Source organism: Streptomyces sp. NPDC085931 (assembly GCF_044540565.1).
In the GTDB taxonomy this organism is placed as follows: Bacteria; Actinomycetota; Actinomycetes; order Streptomycetales; family Streptomycetaceae; genus Streptomyces.
In genome coordinates this window covers 254749-273895 of sequence record NZ_JBITSK010000004.1, presented here as the reverse complement: position 1 = coordinate 273895, position 19147 = coordinate 254749, and the positions used below count along the sequence as shown (strand labels likewise).

Sequence of the window (19147 nt, the reverse complement as noted above, 5' to 3'; positions counted from 1 at the left end):
CTCAGAGCTGGAACTCCGCCGGGGACAGCCCCAGCGCCGCGCACGCCTCGCGCAGGACCTGGGCCTCGGCCTGCGAGAAGTGGCCGTCGGCACCGGCGATGACCATGCCGGTCTGGATCACGGCCCGCGCCTCGCCGGGCTTCTTGGCCGCCTTGGCGATCTCCTGCATCGCCTCCGCCTTGCCGTACTGGAAGTTCGCCGTCAGCTGGTCCACGTGCTTGCCGAAGCGCTGGCGCAGCTGCTCCGGCGGGAAGTTCTGCAGCACGTCGTTGCTGAGGATCATGTTTTCGACCTGCTGGCGCTCGGAGGCGTCCACCTGGCCGTCGGCCGCCGCGACCAGGGCGCAGATCGCCATGCTCGCGTCCCGGTAGGCGCCGCTCTTGAGTTCGCTCTTCAGCGATCCGAGCTGCGTCTTGAACAGGCCGATCAGCTGGGCCTTGCCGCCCCCGCCGGACCGCGGAGCGCCGTGCCCGCCGCTGTGCCCCCCGGGCGCGCCGTGTCCGGACTGACCCTGCTGGAGAGCCTTGGCCTGATCCTTCAGCCGGTCCCACACTGCCATTGCCGTCACCTCGGTATTCGTCACCGTCAAAGGACGCACCCGCTCGCGCGCGCACACCCTGCCAACGCCCGGCCCCCGGGCAAAGGTTCCGCAAACCCCTGCCCGGCGACCGGGCGGCCGGACCGGCGGGCCGCCGGGACTACCGGCGGTCGGTGGCCGGCTCCTCGGCCGTGCCCGTGCGGGCCCCGGAGGGGACGGGCCGTACCGAGGTCGGCCTGGCCGAGGGGGGACCGGGCGTGGCGTCGGCGCGGTCGGCGGGCGCGGTGGTGCGGGTGGCGGCCGTGCGGGGGGCGGTGGGCCGGGAGTCCTCGGCACGGGGGCCGCCGGTGCGGGGGGCGGGCGTCCGGGAGCGCTCCGCCGGGGAGCCGGAGCGGGACGCGGAGGGCGAGGGGACCGGGGTGGCGGGAGCCCGGGTCGCGGGGGCCGGGGCCATCGGGACCGTCGGGACGGGTGGCGCCTGCGGTGCGCCCAGGCGCAGCGGGAGGACCACGAGGGCGGCCACGGCGCAGCACAGGCCCGCCCCGGCCGCGGTGCGCAGCAGGCGGCGGCGGGTCGCCCGGCGGCGGACCGCCTCGAACTGGCCGGGCGGGGCGCCCAGGTAGTCGGGCGAGGAGGGCCGCAGGATCACGGCGAGCGGGTCGTCGGGGCCGGACTCGGGCTCGCCCGGGACGTCGTCAAGGCGTGTGGTCAAGGCTTCTCCTCAGATGGACGCGGAGCAGTTCCCGGGCCGCGTGCAGATCGGCCTTGACGGTTCCTTCCTTGCGCCCGGTCAGGGCGGACACCTCCCGGACCGGCATGTCAGCGTAGTAGTGGAGGAGGATCGGGACGCGCAGTCGCTCCGGCAGCGCCTGCACCAGCAGCCGCACCGACGGGTCGGCCTGCTCGGGGTGGGGGCGCACGGCGGCCTCCGAGGTGACGCGGTGCAGGGCCCGGCGCTCGCGCTCCAGCTTGCGCCAGTGGTCCCGGACGAGGTTGGCCGCGGTGACGTAGAGGAACCCGCGGGGCTCGTCGACGGACGTCCAGCGGGCCCACAGCCGGGTGAACGCCTCGGAGGCGATCTCGTGGGCCGTCTCGTCGTCGTCGACGAGCCGGCGGCACCAGCCGGCGAGACGCGGGTAGAGGGCGGCGAACAGCTCGGACGCGGCCTTCTCGCGGGACCGTTTCAACGCTCTCCAGAGGTGGGGGACTCGGCGCCGTCCTGCACGGCGAACACGATCACGTTGTCCGCGTAGCCGTCGCCGGTACGCGCTCCGCCGCAGGTGATCAGCCGCAACTCCGGGCGCGCCACGTTCCCGTAGACGTCGTCGGCCGGGAAGTCGCGCTTCGGCACGGTCCGTACGGCGGTGACGGCGAAGACCGCCGCCGTGCCGTTCTCCAGGCGCGCCTCGATCCGGTCGCCGGGGCGCAGCCGGGCCAGGTGGCGGAAGACGCCGTCGCCGAACCGCCCGACCGTGACGTGGCCGAGGAGGACCGACGGCCCCTTCCGGCCCGGCGGCGGCGAGTGCCGGTACCAGCCCGCCCGGTCGTGGGCCGTGACCGGCGGCACCTGCACGGTGCCGTCCGCCGCCAGGCCCAGCCGGACGACCGGGGTGTCGACGCCGATCGCCGGGATCAGCAGCCGGACCGGGGCCGCACCGGCCGCGGGAGACGCCCCCGCGGCCGGGGTGCCCGCCCGCCCGGTCCCGGTGGCGCGCGGTCGCGCCGCCGGGCCGCCACCGCAGGCCGTCAGCACGGACGCCAGGGCCCCGGCCGTGAACGCGCGCCTGGAGAACGCGGTCATGCCCCGGTCGCCCGGCGGCGCACGGCGAAGACCGCGCCGCCGCCCACGAGGAGCACCGCCGCGGCGCCCGCGCCGATCGCCGTGCCGTCGGTGCCGGAGCCCTGGTGACGGCCGGACGCCGTGGTCACGCCGGTATCGGGCGCGCCGCTCGGCACGACGGACACCTGGTCGCGCGCCGGTGCCCGGGTCGGCTCGGCGCTCGGGACCGGGCGGGCGGGGCGGCTGCGCTCGGCGGGCGCGGCCGGCCGCGGCGTGTCGCCGGTGGCCGGGTGGGCGGTCGGCCGGGCGGCCGACGGGACGGGGCTCGGGGCCGTCGCCCCGTCCGCGGACGCGGGCCCCGTGCCCATCAGTACGGCGGTGCCCGTGAGGGCCAGCAGGCTGAGGACGGTTCGGCGCATGGAGTCGCACTCCCAGATCGGTGAACAGGTCGTGCGGAGAGACGAGGCGGGCGGCAGGCGGGTTGTAAAGAGATGGCAAAGCCCCCGCCCGTGGCGCGCCCCGGGACGGCCCGCGGGCGGTCGGGACACGCGAAACCCCGGGCTCCCCGTGCGGCACGGGGAGCCCGGGGTCCGGGCGGGGTGGGTCAGCGCAGGGTGCCGATGCGGTCGAGCCGCTCGTCGACGCCGTTGCGCAGCTCACCGAGGGTCGTGCCCGCGGGGGCCTTCTTCGGCGTGGCGGACGGCGGCTGCGTCTCGTCCGCGCAGGTGGTGCCCCGCGCCGGCACCTCGAGGTCGACGAGGTAGCCGGTCACGGCGTCCGTCGCGCAGGCGCTGCGGCCGAAGGCGGTGTGCCCCTCGGCGCGGAAGGTGAGCAGCCGGCCGTTGTCCAGCTTCCGGGACAGGGCCACCGCGTCCTGGTACGGGGTGTCCGGGTCGCCGGTGGTGCCGAGGACCAGGATCGGCGCGGAGCCCTTGGCCCGGAAGGAGCCGGCGTAGCGGCTGGGCTTCTCGCCGGTCCACTGGACGCAGGCGGTGGCGTGCTGGTGGTCGTAGGTCGGCGGGCCGTACGCCATGGCCGGGCCCAGCAGCGGGGCCAGTTCGGCGTTCCGGGTGACCTGCCGCTTCAGCAGGGCCGTATCACGCGGGTAGTCCTTGTCGACGCACTCGACGGCCACGTTCGGGTTGAGGAAGTCGTAGCTGGCCGGGGACGGGGGCCGCAGCAGGAACGAGGTGTTGTCGCGCTGCTGCGCCTTGCGCAGGGCCTGGCCGAGGGAGGGCCAGATGACCTTGCCCTCGTTGATGTTGAACATCAGGCGGTAGACCAGGGTGTAGCCGTTGGCCTGCCCGCCGTTGGCGGTCGGTACGGGGTTGGCGTCCAGGTCGGCCTTGAGCTTCTCGAACGCGCCCCGGGGGTCGCCGTCGCCGAACCCGCAGGTGGCCTGGTCGGTCTCGCACCAGTCGAGGAAGCGGCCCATCGCGCCGTCCAGCGCCAGGTACTGGGGCCGGTCGTAGGCGTACGGCTTGTTCGCGTAGTGCTCCGGGTCGTAGCCGCCGTCGAGGACGAGGGCGCGCACGCGCTCGGGGTACATGGCGGCGTAGACGGTCCCGATGTAGCTGCCGAAGGACCGCCCGTAGTACGTCAGTTGCTCTTCCCCGAGCGCCTGACGCAGCAGGTCGATGTCCCGGGCGACGTACCCGGTTCCCACGTACGGCACGAGGCCGCCGGCGTTGTCCTGGCAGCCCTGCACGAACGAGGCGGCCTGGCGCACGGCGGGCTCGAAGGCGTCCGGGCCGGGGGTGCCCTTGGCGGCGGTGACGGCCTGCGTGTACGTCGGGTCGTCCCAGCACACCACCTGCGAACTCCGGCCGACGCCACGGACGTCGTAGCCGAAGACGTCGAAGTTGTCGCGCAGGGAGGCGGGCAGGCCGGCGTAGTTGTTGCGCACGAAGTCGACGCCGGAGTTGCCGGGGCCGCCGGGCTGGAGGAAGAGCGTGCCCTTCTTCGCGCCCTGGTCGGCGGCCTTCTTGCGGACGACCGCCAGGGTGATGGTCCGGCCCTGCGGGTCGCGGTAGTCCAGCGGCACCTGAGCGTCCGCGCACTCGAACCCGCCCTGGCAGTCGGCCCAGTTCAGGCTCGGCACGGCCGGCTGGGGGTCGGTCGCGGTGGACGGGGCGGCCATCGCCTGCGGCGCGGTGGCCGCGCAGACGGCGAGCGCCGCTGCGGCGGCGAGGGCGACGCGCAGCCGGGGCACACGCCCGGCCGCGCGCGCGGCGGAGCGGCGTCCGCCGTGTTCTGTCGTTCTCACTGAGTGGATTCCCCCTCGGCACGCGGGTGTCGGCCCGGTGCCCTCGGTCGGTCGGGCGATCGCACTGGTCGGTCGATCGCGTCGGTCGCAGGCAGTGTCCAGCCGGGCCGGGTCACGGGGAGCGGCCGGGGCGGGATTGTCGGCATCCTGGGACGTGATCTTCGCATTACCCGGCGGTAGTTGTGCGGGCATTCACTTGCGGAACCCCGGCGTTCGGCTCGCGTGACACGATTCCGGCATGCCCGAGCTCTATCCCGCCTCCATCGAGCCGTACGCCCACGGCATGCTCGCCGTGGGCGACGGCAACCTCGTCCACTGGGAGACCTGCGGCAACCCCGACGGCAAGCCCGCGCTCGTGCTGCACGGCGGACCCGGCTCCGGCGCGGGACCGGCCTGGCGGCGGCTGTTCGACCCGGAGGCGTACCGCATCGTGCTGTTCGACCAGCGCGGCTGCGGGCGCAGCACGCCCGACGCGGCGGACCCGGAGACCTCGCTCGCCGCCAACACCACACAGCACCTGGTCGCCGACATCGAACGGCTGCGGCTCCACCTCGGCATCGAGCGGTGGCTGGTCCTGGGCGGCTCCTGGGGCGTCACCCTCGCCCTGGCCTACGCCGAGCGGCACCCCCGCCACGTCTCCGAGCTGGTGCTGTTCAGCGTCACCAACACCACGCGCCGCGAAGTGGAGTGGGTGACGCGGGACATGGGGCGGATCTTCCCCGAGGAGTGGGCCCGGTTCCGCGACGCCGTGCCGGAGGCGGAGCGCGAGGGGAGCCTGGTGGACGCGTACGCCCGGATGCTCGCCGACCCGGATCCGGCCGTGCGGGAGCGGGCCGCGCGGGAGTGGTGCCGGTGGGAGGACGTGCACGTGTCGACGCACCCGGGGCACCGTCCCGACCCGCGCTTCGCGGACCCGCGCTTCCGGTTCCGCTTCGCCCGGCTCGTCACGCACTACTGGCGGCACGCCGCGTTCCTGGAGGACGGGGCGCTGCTGCGCGACGCCGGGAGGCTCGCCGGCATCCCCGGGGTGCTCGTCCACGGCCGCATGGACATCAGCGGGCCGCCGGACGTGGCCTGGCACCTGGCCCGGGTGTGGCCGGACGCCGAGCTCGTGCTGATCGGCGACGAGGGCCACGGGCTGGCCGGCGGCGGCTCGGCGGGGGCGGTGGTGGCCGCGACGGACCGGTTCCGCACGGCGCCCACCCGTTAGGCCGCGCCCGCGCGGCCCCCTCCTGCCCCGCGCGGACGGCCGAGTCGCCCCGGGGCCGGGGCCCCTCGCGGGGAACCCCGGCACGCTTGCCGATCGACGTGCTGACCACGCACTACCCCGAAGGACGGCGGGGCGGCTTAGCCCGTCACCTCCGTCACCCGCCAGCGCTGGTTCGCCCCCGAGTTGGGCTGCCAGACGCCCACGGGGGCGTTCTCCCGCGTGGACTGGCCGGAGACGTCCGGGAGTTGGCCGGTGGCCGCGTTGACGAGGGTCCAGGTGCCGTCGCCGGTCGTGGAGCCGATCCACTCGGCGGCCCTGTCGCGGCGGCCCGTGTCCGGCTCGGCGACCAGGGCCCCGCCGCGGACGGCGAGCCGCTTGCCCGACGCGGACTCGGCGAGGACGTAGCGCTTGCGGTGGTCGGTGCCGCGGATCCGCTCCACCGTCCACTCCCGGCCGGCCCGGCCGGCCGAGGCGCCGCGGATGACCAGGCCCGTGCCGTCGCCGGCGAGCGCGAGGTCCTTGCCGCTCTGCACCCCGGTCAGGCGGTACGTGTGGCCCGCGCGCAGTTCCGCCGCGTCCTTCGCGACGCCCGAGACGCCCTCGACCAGGAAGGACGTCACCGACCGGGCGGGCACGGCGACGGTGGCCCGCTCGCCGGTGACACGGACCGGCCGCTGCCTGTCCAGCTTGCCGTCGGCGCTGGTCACCACGGGGGTGACGGTGGCACGGGAGGAGACCCGGCCGAACTTCGACAGGTCGAGCGTCACCTCGCGCGCCTCGGTGGTGCCGTTGACGTGCACGACGGTCGCCGCGTCGCCCTCGCGGGAGACCGCGGCCGTGCTGGACGTGTCGTCGGTCTTGATCAGCCGGTCGCCGGGCCGGATGAAGTGCGTGAAGTTGCGGGCGGTGTCGAACTTGGTGTTCGTGTACACCGGGCAGGTCTTCAGCGTGTCCTTCGCCGTGCAGCTGAACGGGACCTGGATCTCGCCCCAGTTGCCGCCCTTGGCGGACTCGCCGCCCGGCTTCATGTTGTCGTAGTCCTCGACGGGCTGCCAGAACACCCAGGCCTTCGGCTCCAGTTCGCGCAGGTCGTCGACGATGCGCTGGGCGAGGCCGAGGCCGGGCCGCATGTCCGTGAAGCTCTGGCCGTCGCCCCAGTCGCCCTCGACCTCGCTCATCCACAGCGGTTTGCCCGCGGCCTTGGCGAGGTCGCGGACGGTGGTGCGCTGCCCGGTGCCGTAGGTGTGGACGTTCATCTGGCCGACCAGGTCGCGGACCTCCTGCGGGTAGGAGTTCCAGTTGGTGGCGAAGATGCCGGGGTTGGTCTCGTCCATCGCGGAGATCTCCGCGTCCGACCGGGACTCCTCCAAGGCCGGGGCCAGGGCGCGCAGTACCTTCTGCTGCAGCTCGGGGCCCATGTGGGCGCCTTCCTGACGGCCGCCGACCGGCTCGCCGCCGGGACCCAGCCTGGTGCCCCAGTAGTCCGTGTTCGGCTCGTTGAACGGGTCGAGCGTGTCGACCTCGATGCCGTGCGCCTTCTCCAGCCGCTCGGTGGCCCCCACCAGGTACCGCGCGAAGTCCTCGACCGACTCGGGCTTGAGCTGGTCCTGGCCGGCGTCGAAGTTGCCGGAGACGTAGCCGCTCTCGGTCATGAACCAGGGCGGGGAGTTGCTGAAGGCCTCCCAGTGGGTGATGTCCTTCTTGATGCGGTCGACCCACCAGCGCTGCGTCCGGTCCGCGTGCTCGTTCCAGTCGCCCGGGTCGTCCGCGTCCCACCAGCCGACGTCCTCACGGGTGGTGCCCGCCGGGGCCTTCCACCAGCCCTCGACGGCGCCGCCCGCGCGCAGGTAGTCCTGCACGTCCGGGGCGTTACCGCCGCCGATGTTGTAGCGGGCGATGTTCAGGGCGAGCCCCTCGTCGCCGAAGAGGAGCCGGTAGAGCTTCTCGCGTATCGCGGGCGGATAGTCGCCGGTGGCGTTGGCGAACCAGACCAGGCTGGTGCCCCAGCCCTCGAACCTCTCCCCGGCGTAGGAGGGGTCCGGCCGGACGGTCACCCCGGCGACGGCCCGGCCGGCCGCCGGTTCGGCCTGCGCGGCGGGCAGGGGCGTCGTGGCCAGGAGGGTTCCGGTCGCCACGGCGGTGACGCCGATGGCCCCGAGGAGCCTTCTCTTGCGGGTGCGGTGTGCCATCTCGAGTACTCCAGCTCGTGCGACCGGTGCGGGCGTGGCGCGGGTCCTGGTGCGGGCGTCTGGTGCAGGCGTCGGGTGCAGGTCTGGTGCGGGTGGCCGGTGCGTCTTTCCGGTGGGTTCGACGCCTTCTCGTACGGTTCCGACGGAGCGATGTTTACGTAAACATCCGCTGGCGGGATGTCTACACTGTCCGAATCTCAGGGGTCAAGGACGCGTTCCGGACCGAACATCACGCCAGGTACGCGGCGAGGGGCAGGGGACACGGTGGACGGCGAGGGCGAACCGAGGGGCACCAGCCGGACGGGACGACGCGCGGCCCGGCCCCGCCAGGGCGCGTCCATGGCCGACGTCGCCCGGCTCGCCGGGGTCTCCTCCCAGACGGTCTCCCGCGTCTCCAACGGCTTCGCCGGCGTCACCGAGGACACCCGCCGCCAGGTCCTGGCCGCCATGCGCGAGCTGGGCTACCGGCCCAACAGCGCGGCCCGGGCGCTGCGCCGCGGCGAGTTCCGCACCCTCGGGGTGATCACGTTCTCCCTGTCCACCCTGGGCAACATCCGCACCCTGGAGGCCATCGCCACCTCCGCGGCCGGGCACGGGTACGCCGTCACGCTGCTGCCCGTGGCCGTCCCCACCCAGGACGAGGTGAACGGCGCGTTCTCCCGCCTGGGCGAACTGGCCGTGGACGCCGTGATCGTCATCATGGAGATCCACCTGCTCGACGCGGCCACCGTCTCCCTGCCGCCGGGCGTGCAGGTCGTGGTGGCCGACTCCGACGCGGGCGACCGCTACACCGTCGTCGACACCGACCAGGCGGGCGGCGCCCGGGACGCCGTACGGCACCTCCTCGGCCTCGGCCACGAGACGGTGTGGCACCTGGCGGGCCCGGAGGACTCCTTCGCCGCGCAGCGCCGCGCCAACGCCTGGCGCACGACGCTCACCGAGGCGGGCCGCACCCCGCCGCCCCCGGTGCGCGGCGACTGGTCGGCGCAGTCCGGCTACCGCGCCGGCCTCCTGCTCGCCGACGAGCCCGGCTGCACGGCCGTCTTCGCGGCCAACGACCAGATGGCCCTGGGCCTGCTCCGCGCCCTGCACGAGCGGGGCCGCCGCGTCCCCGACGACGTCAGTGTCGTCGGGTTCGACGACATCCCCGAGTCGGCGTCCTTCCTCCCGCCCCTGACGACCGTCCACCAGGACTTCGCCGAGGTGGGACGGCTGTGCGTGGAGGGAGTGCTGAGCAAGATGCGCGAAGAGTCCGCGGGCGCGGCCGGACCCACCGGCGGCGCACACGGCACGACCCTGGTGCCGACCCGCCTGGTGATCCGGCAGAGCACGACCCGCAGGAGGCCCTGAACGGCAGGGGGGCGATCAGCGGCGGCGGCCCCGGGGCGGCCTGCCGCGGCGGGCGCTCGGGGCGGAGCCGGTGCGGCCGGCGGGACGGTTCTCCGTGGCCGGAGGCGTCAGCACGACGGGCACGCCCGACGGCTCCTGCGCACCCGTGATGCGGCTCAGCTCCGCCTCGCCCGGCCCGACCCGGGTGACCTGCGGGGTGATGCCCGCGTCGGCCATCAGCCGGGACATCTCGCGCCGCTGGTGCGGCAGGACCAGCGTGACGACGGTCCCGGACTCGCCGGCGCGCGCGGTGCGGCCGCCCCGGTGCAGGTAGTCCTTGTGGTCGGCGGGCGGGTCGACGTTGACGACCAGGTCGAGGTTGTCCACGTGGATGCCGCGGGCGGCGACGTTGGTGGCCACCAGCACCGTGACGTCGCCGTCCTTGAACCGGGCCAGGGTCCGGGTGCGCTGGGACTGCGACTTGCCGCCGTGCAGGGCCATCGCGCGCACCCCGACCGCCAGCAGCTTCTTGGCCAGCCGGTCGGCGGCGTGCTTGGTGTCCAGGAACATGATCACGCGTCCGTCACGGGCCGCGATCCGGGTCGTGGTGGCGTGCTTGTCGTCGTCCTCCACGTGCAGCAGGTGGTGCTCCATCGTGGTGACCGCACCGGCGGACGGATCGACCGAGTGCACCACGGGGTCGTGCAGGTACGCCCGCACCAGCCGGTCCACGTTGCGGTCCAGGGTGGCGGAGAACAGCATCCGCTGGCCCCCGGGGCGCACCTGGTCCAGCAGTGCCGTCACCTGCGGCATGAAGCCCATGTCGGTCATCTGGTCGGCCTCGTCGAGCACCGTCACGCCGACCTGGTCCAGCCGGCAGTCGCCGCGGTCCAGGAGGTCCTTGAGCCGGCCGGGCGTCGCGACGACGACCTCGGCGCCGGCGCGCAGGGCGTTGGCCTGGCGGCCGATCGGCAGCCCGCCGACCACCGTCGCGAGCCGCAGCCGCAGCGCCTTGGCGAACGGGGTGAGGGCGTCGGTGACCTGCTGGGCCAGTTCCCGCGTGGGCACCAGGACCAGCGCCAGGGGCTGCCGGGCCTCGGCCCGCTGCCCGTCGACGCGGGCCAGCAGGGCGAGGCCGAAGGCGAGGGTCTTGCCCGAGCCGGTGCGCCCGCGGCCCAGGACGTCCCGGCCGGCCAGCGAGTTCGGCAGCGTGGCCGCCTGGATCGGGAACGGCTCGGTCAGGCCCTCGGCGCCGAGCGCGGCCAGCAGCCGCGGCGGCAGGTCCAGGTCGGCGAAGGCCTCGACGGCGGGCAGCGCCGGGGTGAGGGTGGCGGGCGGTGCGAACTCCCGGGCGGGGGCGGAGCGGCGGGCGCCGGGGCCGCCGTTCGCCGACCGGGCCGCGGTGGGCTGGCCTGCCGTCTTGCGGGTGCGGAACCCGCCGTTGCGGGAGCGGGGGGAGCCGTTGCTCCTGCGAGCCGTGCGGTCCATGGGGGAACCTTCCTCGATGCGGCACGTATCGGGGAATGCGCGACGGCGCCGGAGGGCCGCAGGATTCGCAAGAGCGAGCCGGAATGGGGGAAAACGAAACGAGCCGGGGCCCGCACCCGCGAGGGTGCGGGCCCCGGTCGGGGCAGACGCGTCCGCGTCAGGCGGGGAGGATGTTCTCCGCCTGCGGGCCCTTCTGGCCCTGCGTGACGTCGAAGGTCACCTTCTGGCCTTCCTGGAGCTCACGGAAGCCGGAGGTGGCGATGTTCGAGTAGTGGGCGAACACGTCGGGACCGCCGCCCTCCTGCTCGATGAAGCCGAAGCCCTTTTCCGAGTTGAACCACTTCACGGTGCCGGTAGCCATATGAATCTCCCTTGAGGGGCAGTACTCAGGGCCCGCACCTTGCGGACCCGTAGTCGCCGAAATGATCACCCTGTGGAGAGATCCGAAAATCTCGGAAACAAAAAAGAGTGCTCGTGTCGACAAAAGGTCGATAGAGCACTCGAAGTCTCTGGGAACCAAAACTGCAACAACAACGACGGTAGCACAGCAGGCGGAGGAAGGCCCGGAAAATCTCGTACCCGAGGCTGACCCGGGTGCCTGTCCTACTGCGTGGCGAGTACCCCGGATTGTCGGCAGCCGCACGACGACGGGAGGGCCCTCGGACGGAGACGCTGGGCGGACGATCGACACCAGATGTGGAGACCTCCTGCCGTGGCAACTTTCCTGTACCGAGTGGGCCGTCTGGCCTTCAGGCGACGCTGGTACGTCGCCCTGGTCTGGGCGGCCGTCCTGGCCGCCGTCGGGCTGGGCGCCCTCAAGGCTCCGGGCGCCGTCGACGAGGAGTTCTCGATGCCCGGCATCGAGTCCCAGAAGGCGTTCGACCTGATGGAGGAGCGCTTCCCCGGAGCCACCGCCGACAGCGCCACTGCCCGGGTGGTGTTCCTCGCGCCCAGCGGCGAGAAGGTGACCGCCGCCGCGAACAAGGAGGCGATAGAGCAGGCCGTCGGCCGGCTGGGCGACGGGACGCAGGTCGCGGGCGCCGTCGACCCGTTCCGGGCGAAGACGATCAGCAAGGACGGCACGACCGCCTTCGCGACCGTCACCTACGAGGTCGGGGCGGCCGACCTCACCGACGCCAGCCGCGCCCACCTGGAGCGCACGATCGACCAGGCCCGGGAATCCGGCCTGACCGTCGAGGCCGGCGGCACCGCGCTCGCCGAGGAGGGCGGGCCGGGCGGCGCGGCCGAGATCATCGGTGTCGCGATCGCCGCGGTCGTGCTGCTCGTCACCTTCGGCTCGCTGGCCGCCGCCGGGCTGCCCCTGCTCACGGCCGTGATCGGGGTCGGTGTGAGCATGGCCACGATCCTCGCCCTGTCCAGCGCCCTCGGCCTGTCCACCACCACCGGCACCCTGGCGATGATGCTGGGCCTGGCCGTCGGCATCGACTACGCCCTGTTCGTCGTCTCCCGCTACCGCGAGGAACGCGCCAAGGGCCGCACGCCGCAGGAGGCGACCGGGCTGGCCGTCGGCACCGCCGGGTCCGCGGTCGTCTTCGCCGGGCTCACCGTCGTCATCGCGCTGGCCGGGCTCGCCGTCGTCGGCATCCCGATGCTCACCAAGATGGGGCTGGCCGCGGCGGGCGCCGTCGTCGTCGGGGTGCTGATCGCGCTGACCCTGGTGCCGGCGTTCCTCGGCTTCTGGCCGAACGCCGTGCTGACCCGCAAGGCCCGCAGGAGCGGCCGTATCGAGGCAAGCACCGAGGCCAACGGCGGCACCCGCTGGGCCCGCTACGTCCTGCGCCGCCCGGTGCCCGTGCTGCTCCTGGGCGTGCTCGGTCTCGGCGCCCTGGCCGTGCCGGTGACCGGCCTGCAGCTGGGCATGCCCGGCGACGAGGCGAAGCCGGTGTCCACCACCGAACGCCGCGCCTACGACGCGCTCGCCGAGGGCTTCGGGCCGGGCTTCAACGGGCCGCTGACCATCGTCGTGGACGCCGCGGGAGCCGCCGACCCCAAGGGCGCCGTCACTGCGGTCGCCGAGGAGATCGGCGCCACCGAGGGCGTGGTGTCGGTCTCCCCGGCCCGCTTCAACGAGGCCGGCGACACGGCCGTCTTCTCGGTCGTGCCGTCGACGGCGCCGACCGACGAGAAGACCGAGGACCTGGTGACGGCCATCCGGGACGAGCGGCCCGGCGTCGAGTCGGACACCGGGGCGAGCTACGAGGTCACCGGCACCACCGCCATGAACATCGACATCGCGGCGAAGGTGCAGGCGGCGCTGGTGCCCTACCTGATCGTGGTGGTCGGCCTGGCGGTCGTGCTGCTGCTGGTGGTCTTCCGGTCGCTGCTCGTCCCGCTGAAGGCGGCCCTCGGCTTCCTGCTGTCGGTGCTGGCCTCCCTCGGCGCGGTCGTGGTCGTCTTCCAGGAGGGGCACGGGGCGGAGCTGTTCGGGGTGGAGCAGACCGGCCCGATCATGAGCCTGATGCCGATCTTCCTGGTGGGCATCGTCTTCGGCCTGGCGATGGACTACGAGGTGTTCCTCGTCTCGCGGATGCGGGAGGCCCACGTGCACGGCGAGACGCCCGAGCGGGCGGTCGTGTCCGGCTTCCGGCACAGCGCCCGGGTGGTCGTGGCCGCCGCCCTGATCATGATCGCGGTGTTCGCCGGGTTCATCGGCGAGAGCGACTCCATGATCAAGATGATCGGGTTCGGGCTCGCCACCGCCGTCCTGTTCGACGCGTTCGTCGTCCGGATGGCGATCGTGCCGGCCGTCCTCGCCCTGCTCGGCGGCAAGGCCTGGTGGCTGCCGAAGTGGCTGGACCGGCTGCTGCCCCGGGTCGACGTGGAGGGGGAGGCCCTCACCCGGCCGGCGGCCGGACCCGCCCCGGACAGCGCCCGGGACCTGGAACCGGCGCGTACCTAGCCGGACCCGTCGCAGGGCCGCCCGTGGCGAAGGACACGGGCGGCCCCTCGGGCGTCCCCACCCCGCATCGATGACGATGGTGACAGTCCACCGACCGGAGAGCCCTCATGATCACCAGCCCGGAGCGGCGGTACGCGGACCGCCTGGAGGAGTTCGCCCACCGCCGCCCCTTCCTCGTCGACCTGGCGACGGCGCTGGCGCTGATGGCCTGCGCGACCTACGGCACCTCCCTGACGCTGCCCAGCGCGAGCACGCCGGCCCGGGACACGACCGGAATCGTCCTCATGGGCGTGGGCTGCCTCTTCCTGCTCAAGCACCGCGCCTATCCGCGCACGGTCGTGCTGGTCAACACGGCCTGCACGGTGGCGGCGGTGGCGAAGGGCTACCTGCTCACACCGCTGCTGCTGGCGCCGATCATGGCGGCGCTGTACTGGCTGGCCACCGTCTCCCCGCGCAAGACCCTCCGCGTCTACGGCCTGGTCACCATGCTGGCGGTGACCGTCGCGGCCGTGTTCGCCGACTCCATGGACCACCTCTCGCTGCTGCTGCGCACCATCGGCCCCTTCTTCTGGCTGCTGCTGCCCCTCGCCGCCGGCACGATGACCCGGATGCGGCGCGCCTATCTGCACGCCGTCCAGGCCCGGGCCGAGCACGCCGAGCGCACCCGGGAGGAGGAGGCCCGGCTGCGGGTCACCGAGGAGCGCGTGCGCATCGCCCGCGAGCTGCACGACGTGGTGGCCCACCACATGGCGCTGGCCAACGCCCAGGCCGGCACGGCCGCCCACCTCGCCCTCACCGATCCCGAGCAGAGCCGGAAGATTCTCACCGACCTGACCGGCACCACCTCCGCCGCGCTGCGCGAGCTGAAGGCCGCGCTCGGGTTGCTGCGCGAGAACGACGACACCGACGGGGCCGGTCCGCTGGAGCCGTCGCCCGGTCTGGCCCGGCTGCCCGAGCTGGTCTCGGCCTGCGAGTCGGCCGGCCTGGAGGTCGCCGTCAGCACGGAGGGCGAGCCGCAGCCGCTGTCGCCGGGCGTCGACCTCACCGCCTACCGGATCGTGCAGGAGGCCCTCACCAACGTCACCAAGCACGCCGCCGCCGAGGCCGCCCACATCCGGCTCGCCTACACCGGCTCCCGTCTGCTGATCACCGTCACCAACGACGGCCCCAGCAGGGCGGAGCCCGCCCAGGGCCGCGGCTTCGGCGTGATGGGCATGCGCGAGCGGGCCCGCTCCATCGGCGGCGACCTGTGCGCCGGCCCCCGCCCCCAGGGCGGCTTCGAGGTCACCACCGCCCTGCCGCTGCAGCCCGCCGACCACCTCCCGGAAGGAACCACCGCATGAGCATCAGGGTGCTGCTCGCCGACGACCAGGCCCTGCTGCGGGCCACCTTCCGCATCCTCATCGACTCCTGCCCGGACATGGAGGTCGTCGCCGAGGCCTCCGACGGCAGGGAGGCGGTGGAGCTGACCCGCGCCCACCGCCCCGACATCGTCCTGATGGACATCCGCATGCCCGGCACCGACGGCCTGGCCGCCACCTCCGCGCTCTGCGCCGACCCGGAGCTGGCCGCCACCCGCGTGCTGATCCTCACCACGTTCGAGACCGAGGACTACGTCGCCCAGGCCCTGCGCGCCGGGGCCAGCGGCTTCCTCGGCAAGGACGTCACCGCCGACACGCTGCTGGCCGGCCTGCGCACGGTGGCCTCCGGCGAGGCACTGCTGTCGCCGGGCGCCACCCGCTCCCTGATCACCCGCTTCCTCATGGCACCGGCCCCCGGCGCGGATGCGGCGCCGCCGGAGCGCCTGGCCGACCTCACGGTCCGCGAGCGCGAGGTGATGGCCCTGGCCGCGGAGGGCCGCTCCAACACCGAGATCGCCGACGACCTCGTGCTCAGCCCGCTGACCGTGCGCACCCACATCCACCGGGCCATGACCAAGCTCGGCGCCCGCGACCGGGCCCAGCTCGTCGTCATCGCCTACCAGACGGGTCTGGTCCGCGCGACGCCCCCGGTGTGAGGGGGCCGCCTACGGCCTGCCGTAGGCCGCCACCATGAGGTGCTCCGCCACCCGGTTCATCTCCGGGCCCTTGGCGTCGGTGGAGTTGACGCTGTAGACGAGGGTGCGCGAGCCGTCGCGGGTGGACGCCACGGCCGCGTTGTAGCCCCAGCGCCCGCCCGTCTTGCCCCACACCTCGCGTCCGCCCAGCACCTTCATGGACAGGCCGGCGGAGTACGCGGCCGGCCGGCCGCTGCCGAGGTCGGTCACCTGCGGCAGGGTGAACATCTCCTCCAGCAGCGGCCCGCGCACGACGTGGCCCCGGAACAGGGCGCGGACGAACCGTTCGAGGTCCCTGGTGGTGGAGACGAGGTCCCCGGCCGCCCAGCCGTCCGTGCTCGTCCACACGGACACGTCGCGCAGCCCCGTCGTCCCGTCGTCCAGCCGCATCCGCTGGTAGCCGTGGTTGTGCGGTCCGGTGATGCGCGGGTCGCGGCCCGGGGAGTACGTGTCCCCGAGCCCCAGCGGCCGGAGCACCCTGCGGGCGAGCTGGTGCTCGTAGCGGTCGCCGGTGACGCGTTCCACGAGCAGACCGGCGATCGTGTAGCCGATGTTGAGGTAGTGCTGCCGCTCGCCCGGCGCGAACTCCCGCTGCTTCGCGGTCGCCGAGCGGACCATCTCCCGCGGGTCGTGGACCCGGAAGCGTTGCGCGTACCACTCCTCGACCGTGGTGCCCGGGACGTCGGGGGCCGGGATGCCGTGCGTGTGGTTCAGCAACTGCCGCACGGTGACGCCCGCGTACGACGCCGGGATGAGGTCGGGCAGGTAGGAGCGGGCGGTGCGGTCGAGGTCCAGCCGGCCCTCGGCGGCCAGTTGCAGGACGACGGCCGCGGTGAAGACCTTGGTCACCGACCCGGCGCGGAACCGGGCCGCCGGGTCGGCCGGCCGGCCGGTCCGCAGGTCGTGCACGCCGGAACTGCCGTGCCAGACACCCTCCGTGCCCCCGACCCGTACGAGGGCGGCGGTCGCGTCGGCGTCGGGAAGACCGGCGAGGGCGGCCTCCAGGGCGGCGTGCGGGACGCTGCGCGGGGACGGCGCGGTGGCCGCGGCGGGGGCGGCGTGGGCGGGGTCCGGCAGGACGGACGGCCCGGCGGCCACGCCCACGGCGAGCACGGCGGCCAGCAGTGCGGTTCGGGTCCTCATGGGTCAACTCCGGGATGGTGAGCCGTTGTCGGGTACGGCTCCATCCTTCGCGGCGGTCCCGCCCGGCGGATCGCCCGAGCGAGCGGTTCCGGGGCGCCGGCGGCTCACCGGCGCGGGGGAGGAACGGGCCGTTCCGGCTCGTCCGGGCGGCGTTCACCGGCCGCGATCAGACCCGTCTCGTACGCGCAGATCACGGCGTGGATCCGGTCCCGTAGCCCCAGCTTGGCGAGCACGTTGCCGACGTGCGTCTTCACGGTGTGGTCGCTGACCACCAGTTCGGCGGCGATCTCGGCGTTGGACAGGCCGCGCGCGAGCAGCAGCAGCGTCTGGCGCTCGCGTGCGGTGAGCACCTCCAGCCGGGGGTCGGGCCTGCGGGGCCGGGCGGCGGGCGGCCGGGTGTACTGCTCCACCAGGCGCCGGGCCACGCTGGGCGCGAGCAGCGCGTCGCCCCGGGCGGCGACCCGCACCGCGTGCACCAGGTCGTCGCGCCGGACGTCCTTCAGCAGGAACCCGCCGGCGCCCGCGTGCAGCGCCTCGTACAGGTACGCGTCGGAGTCGAAGGTCGTGAGCATCACCGTGCGGCAGTTCCCGGCCGCGCTGATCGCCCGGCAGGCCTCGATGCCGTCCATGCGGGGCATCCGGATGTCGAGCAGCGCCACGTCGGGGGCGTGCCGCCGCACCGCCTCGACGGCCTCGGCCCCGTCGGCCGCCTCCGCGACGACCTCGATGTCCGGCTGCACGTCCAGGATGAGGGCGAAGCCGCTGCGCACCAGTTCCTGGTCGTCGGCCACGACCACCCGGATGGTCACCCCGCCACCTCCGCGGCGGCCGGGGCGAGAGGGAGGGGGAGACGGACGCGGACGCCGAAGCCCCGGCCGTCCGGCCCGGCTCCGGTGGCCGCGGTGCCGCCGTGCGCCGCCGCCCGCTCCCGCATCCCGACGAGCCCGTGTCCGCCGCCGCGCTGCGCCCCGGGCCGCGGCCCGCACCCGTCGTCCGTCACCCGGATCTCCAACTCCTCGCTCCTCCAGTCCAGTTCCACCGTCACGGTACGGGCGCCGGCGTGCCGGACGGTGTTGGTCAGGGCCTCCTGGACGATCCGGTACACGGTGGCCCCGACTCCGTCCGGAACCGGGCGGGCCCGGCCCGTGGCGCGGTAGCGGGCGTCCAGGCCGCTGTCCCGCACCCGGTCGAGCAGGGCGGGCAGTTGGGCGAGGCCGGGCTGCGGGGCGCGCGGGGAGCCGCCGGGTTCGTCGCCGTCGCGCAGCACGCCCAGCATCCGGCGCAGCTGCGCCATGGCGTCCCGGCCGGTCGCGGAGATGGCGTCGAAGGCGGCCTCGGCCCGCTCCGGCGCGGCCCGCACCGCCACGGGTCCGGCCTCGGCCTGCACGATCATCAGGCTCACCGCGTGGGAGAGGATGTCGTGCATCTCCCGCGCGATCCGGGCCCGTTCCCGGGCGGCGGCCCGCTCGGCCTCGACGCGGTGCGCGCGCTGCCGGGCGTCGGTGAGCCGTCCGAAGACGTAGGCGGCGGCGAACACGAACCAGGAGAAGGTCAGTTCGCGCGCCGACCGGGTGTTGAGCCACACCCCCGCCGGTACGGCGACGAGCAGCAGCAGTCCGGTGAGCAGCCGCCGCGGCGCGGGCGACAGGGCGGCGACGGTGTAGACGGCCACCAGCCCGGTGTACGGCAGGGGCTGCCCGGGCCCGTCCAGGGTCAGCCGGTACAGCGCGCTCGCGGCCAGCACCGCGCACAGCACGGCGAGCGGGGCGCGCCGCCGCCACACCAGGGGCAGCACGGCGAGGGTGCTCAGCCCGTACGCCCCCCAGGTCGCCGGTGGCAGCGCGGGGTCGCGCGGCACCAGGAACGGCATGGTCATGGCGCCCTGCACGAGCAGGGCGATTCCGAGATCGACCAGGAGCGGCCGGGCGGCGGCGCGTTGCCGTCCCCGCTCCCACGCGTCGCGCAGCCTGCCGCGTATGCCCGTCACCCCGTACGCCCCCGTCCCGTCACCCGTACGCCCCGTCCTGGCCCGTCGTCCGCCGGGCCGGCTGCCGGACACGGTAACGGGGCGGTCGGGCAAGGGCGTTGGGGCGGCGGCCCGGCGTCACCGCGCCGCGGACCGGACGGTGCCCGCGACGCGCGTGGTCGTACCGGACCCGCGGGCCTCGGCCGTCGCCCTCAGGTCCCGGAGCCAGGCGTCCAGGCCCGCCCCGGGAGCCGTCGCCGTG

The 19147-nt window shown here is 74.4% G+C and carries 17 protein-coding genes; 5 read left to right on the top strand and 12 right to left on the bottom strand.

The features are described 5' to 3' along the window. Window position 1: 1 nt before the first annotated feature. The 6 genes from ACIGAN_RS10000 to ACIGAN_RS09975 all read right to left on the bottom strand — a co-directional run bounded on the left by ACIGAN_RS10000 (window position 2) and on the right by ACIGAN_RS09975 (window position 4458). Window positions 2–559 (bottom strand): tellurite resistance TerB family protein, encoded by a 558-nt coding sequence (locus tag ACIGAN_RS10000; protein WP_365090420.1) that lies wholly within the window; start codon window positions 557–559, stop codon window positions 2–4. Between the two features lie 139 nt (window positions 560–698). Next, window positions 699–1250, bottom strand: coding sequence for a hypothetical protein (locus tag ACIGAN_RS09995; protein ID WP_399856534.1), 552 nt, complete (start codon window positions 1248–1250; stop codon window positions 699–701). Next, a complete protein-coding gene (locus ACIGAN_RS09990; RefSeq protein ID WP_365090425.1) occupies window positions 1234–1725 on the bottom strand; it encodes an RNA polymerase sigma factor in 492 nt (163 codons plus the stop codon). Before ACIGAN_RS09990 ends, ACIGAN_RS09995 begins: the two co-directional genes overlap by 17 nt. Further along, window positions 1722–2339, bottom strand: coding sequence for a class F sortase (locus ACIGAN_RS09985; protein ID WP_365736235.1), 618 nt, complete (start codon window positions 2337–2339; stop codon window positions 1722–1724). Before ACIGAN_RS09985 ends, ACIGAN_RS09990 begins: the two co-directional genes overlap by 4 nt. Next, window positions 2336–2737 carry a sortase-dependent protein gene (locus ACIGAN_RS09980; RefSeq protein WP_365736233.1) on the bottom strand — a complete coding sequence of 134 codons (402 nt, stop codon included), beginning with the start codon at window positions 2735–2737 and terminating at the stop codon, window positions 2336–2338. The genes ACIGAN_RS09985 and ACIGAN_RS09980 overlap by 4 nt, the downstream gene beginning before the upstream one ends. Before the next feature lie 185 nt (window positions 2738–2922). Beyond that, entirely contained in the window at window positions 2923–4458 is a 1536-nt protein-coding gene (locus tag ACIGAN_RS09975; protein WP_365736577.1) for an alpha/beta hydrolase, read from the bottom strand. Between the two features lie 364 nt (window positions 4459–4822). Here ACIGAN_RS09975 and pip point away from each other — a divergent pair, with 364 nt between their 5' ends. Then, entirely contained in the window at window positions 4823–5794 is a 972-nt protein-coding gene (pip, locus tag ACIGAN_RS09970; protein ID WP_365736232.1) for a prolyl aminopeptidase, read from the top strand. A gap of 137 nt (window positions 5795–5931) precedes the next feature. Here pip and ACIGAN_RS09965 read toward each other — a convergent pair whose 3' ends face one another. Next, on the bottom strand, window positions 5932–7983 hold the full coding sequence (locus tag ACIGAN_RS09965; RefSeq protein WP_399856531.1) for an RICIN domain-containing protein: 2052 nt from the start codon (window positions 7981–7983) through the stop codon (window positions 5932–5934). Between the two features lie 339 nt (window positions 7984–8322). On the opposite strand from ACIGAN_RS09965, the gene ACIGAN_RS09960 reads away from it, so the two are divergent. After that, on the top strand, window positions 8323–9333 hold the full coding sequence (locus ACIGAN_RS09960; RefSeq protein WP_399856529.1) for a LacI family DNA-binding transcriptional regulator: 1011 nt from the start codon (window positions 8323–8325) through the stop codon (window positions 9331–9333). Between the two features lie 15 nt (window positions 9334–9348). On the opposite strand, the gene ACIGAN_RS09955 is transcribed toward ACIGAN_RS09960, so the two are convergent. Both ACIGAN_RS09955 and ACIGAN_RS09950 read right to left on the bottom strand, forming a co-directional pair. After that, the gene (locus tag ACIGAN_RS09955; RefSeq protein ID WP_399856527.1) at window positions 9349–10800 is read right to left on the bottom strand and encodes a DEAD/DEAH box helicase; all 1452 of its coding nucleotides are present in this window, start codon (window positions 10798–10800) and stop codon (window positions 9349–9351) included. A gap of 157 nt (window positions 10801–10957) precedes the next feature. Further along, window positions 10958–11161, bottom strand: a complete 204-nt coding sequence (locus ACIGAN_RS09950; protein WP_033201600.1) for a cold-shock protein — start codon at window positions 11159–11161, stop codon at window positions 10958–10960. A gap of 351 nt (window positions 11162–11512) precedes the next feature. Here ACIGAN_RS09950 and ACIGAN_RS09945 point away from each other — a divergent pair, with 351 nt between their 5' ends. From ACIGAN_RS09945 to ACIGAN_RS09935, 3 genes are all read left to right on the top strand, one after another. Beyond that, a complete protein-coding gene (locus ACIGAN_RS09945; RefSeq protein ID WP_399856524.1) occupies window positions 11513–13720 on the top strand; it encodes an MMPL family transporter in 2208 nt (735 codons plus the stop codon). A gap of 107 nt (window positions 13721–13827) precedes the next feature. Further along, window positions 13828–15063 carry a sensor histidine kinase gene (locus ACIGAN_RS09940; RefSeq protein ID WP_365090447.1) on the top strand — a complete coding sequence of 412 codons (1236 nt, stop codon included), beginning with the start codon at window positions 13828–13830 and terminating at the stop codon, window positions 15061–15063. Continuing rightward, window positions 15060–15737 carry a response regulator transcription factor gene (locus tag ACIGAN_RS09935; RefSeq protein ID WP_399856522.1) on the top strand — a complete coding sequence of 226 codons (678 nt, stop codon included), beginning with the start codon at window positions 15060–15062 and terminating at the stop codon, window positions 15735–15737. Before ACIGAN_RS09940 ends, ACIGAN_RS09935 begins: the two co-directional genes overlap by 4 nt. Before the next feature lie 9 nt (window positions 15738–15746). On the opposite strand, the gene ACIGAN_RS09930 is transcribed toward ACIGAN_RS09935, so the two are convergent. The 3 genes from ACIGAN_RS09930 to ACIGAN_RS09920 all read right to left on the bottom strand — a co-directional run bounded on the left by ACIGAN_RS09930 (window position 15747) and on the right by ACIGAN_RS09920 (window position 18906). After that, window positions 15747–16919 carry a serine hydrolase domain-containing protein gene (locus ACIGAN_RS09930; RefSeq protein ID WP_399856520.1) on the bottom strand — a complete coding sequence of 391 codons (1173 nt, stop codon included), beginning with the start codon at window positions 16917–16919 and terminating at the stop codon, window positions 15747–15749. A 104-nt stretch (window positions 16920–17023) separates the two neighbouring features. After that, window positions 17024–17728 carry a response regulator gene (locus tag ACIGAN_RS09925; RefSeq protein WP_399856518.1) on the bottom strand — a complete coding sequence of 235 codons (705 nt, stop codon included), beginning with the start codon at window positions 17726–17728 and terminating at the stop codon, window positions 17024–17026. Beyond that, window positions 17725–18906 (bottom strand): sensor histidine kinase, encoded by a 1182-nt coding sequence (locus ACIGAN_RS09920; RefSeq protein WP_365736217.1) that lies wholly within the window; start codon window positions 18904–18906, stop codon window positions 17725–17727. Before ACIGAN_RS09920 ends, ACIGAN_RS09925 begins: the two co-directional genes overlap by 4 nt. Window positions 18907–19147 lie beyond the last annotated feature (241 nt).

Coding starts and splice junctions, on each gene's coding strand:
- ACIGAN_RS10000 (WP_365090420.1), bottom strand. CDS start 559: ATGGCAGTGTGGGACCGGCTGAAGGATCAGGCCAAGGCTCTCCAGCAG.
- pip (WP_365736232.1), top strand. CDS start 4,823: ATGCCCGAGCTCTATCCCGCCTCCATCGAGCCGTACGCCCACGGCATG.
- ACIGAN_RS09955 (WP_399856527.1), bottom strand. CDS start 10,800: ATGGACCGCACGGCTCGCAGGAGCAACGGCTCCCCCCGCTCCCGCAAC.
- ACIGAN_RS09985 (WP_365736235.1), bottom strand. CDS start 2,339: ATGACCGCGTTCTCCAGGCGCGCGTTCACGGCCGGGGCCCTGGCGTCC.
- ACIGAN_RS09940 (WP_365090447.1), top strand. CDS start 13,828: ATGATCACCAGCCCGGAGCGGCGGTACGCGGACCGCCTGGAGGAGTTC.
- ACIGAN_RS09960 (WP_399856529.1), top strand. CDS start 8,323: ATGGCCGACGTCGCCCGGCTCGCCGGGGTCTCCTCCCAGACGGTCTCC.
- ACIGAN_RS09980 (WP_365736233.1), bottom strand. CDS start 2,737: ATGCGCCGAACCGTCCTCAGCCTGCTGGCCCTCACGGGCACCGCCGTA.
- ACIGAN_RS09975 (WP_365736577.1), bottom strand. CDS start 4,458: ATGGCCGCCCCGTCCACCGCGACCGACCCCCAGCCGGCCGTGCCGAGC.
- ACIGAN_RS09965 (WP_399856531.1), bottom strand. CDS start 7,983: ATGGCACACCGCACCCGCAAGAGAAGGCTCCTCGGGGCCATCGGCGTC.
- ACIGAN_RS09935 (WP_399856522.1), top strand. CDS start 15,060: ATGAGCATCAGGGTGCTGCTCGCCGACGACCAGGCCCTGCTGCGGGCC.
- ACIGAN_RS09950 (WP_033201600.1), bottom strand. CDS start 11,161: ATGGCTACCGGCACCGTGAAGTGGTTCAACTCGGAAAAGGGCTTCGGC.
- ACIGAN_RS09930 (WP_399856520.1), bottom strand. CDS start 16,919: ATGAGGACCCGAACCGCACTGCTGGCCGCCGTGCTCGCCGTGGGCGTG.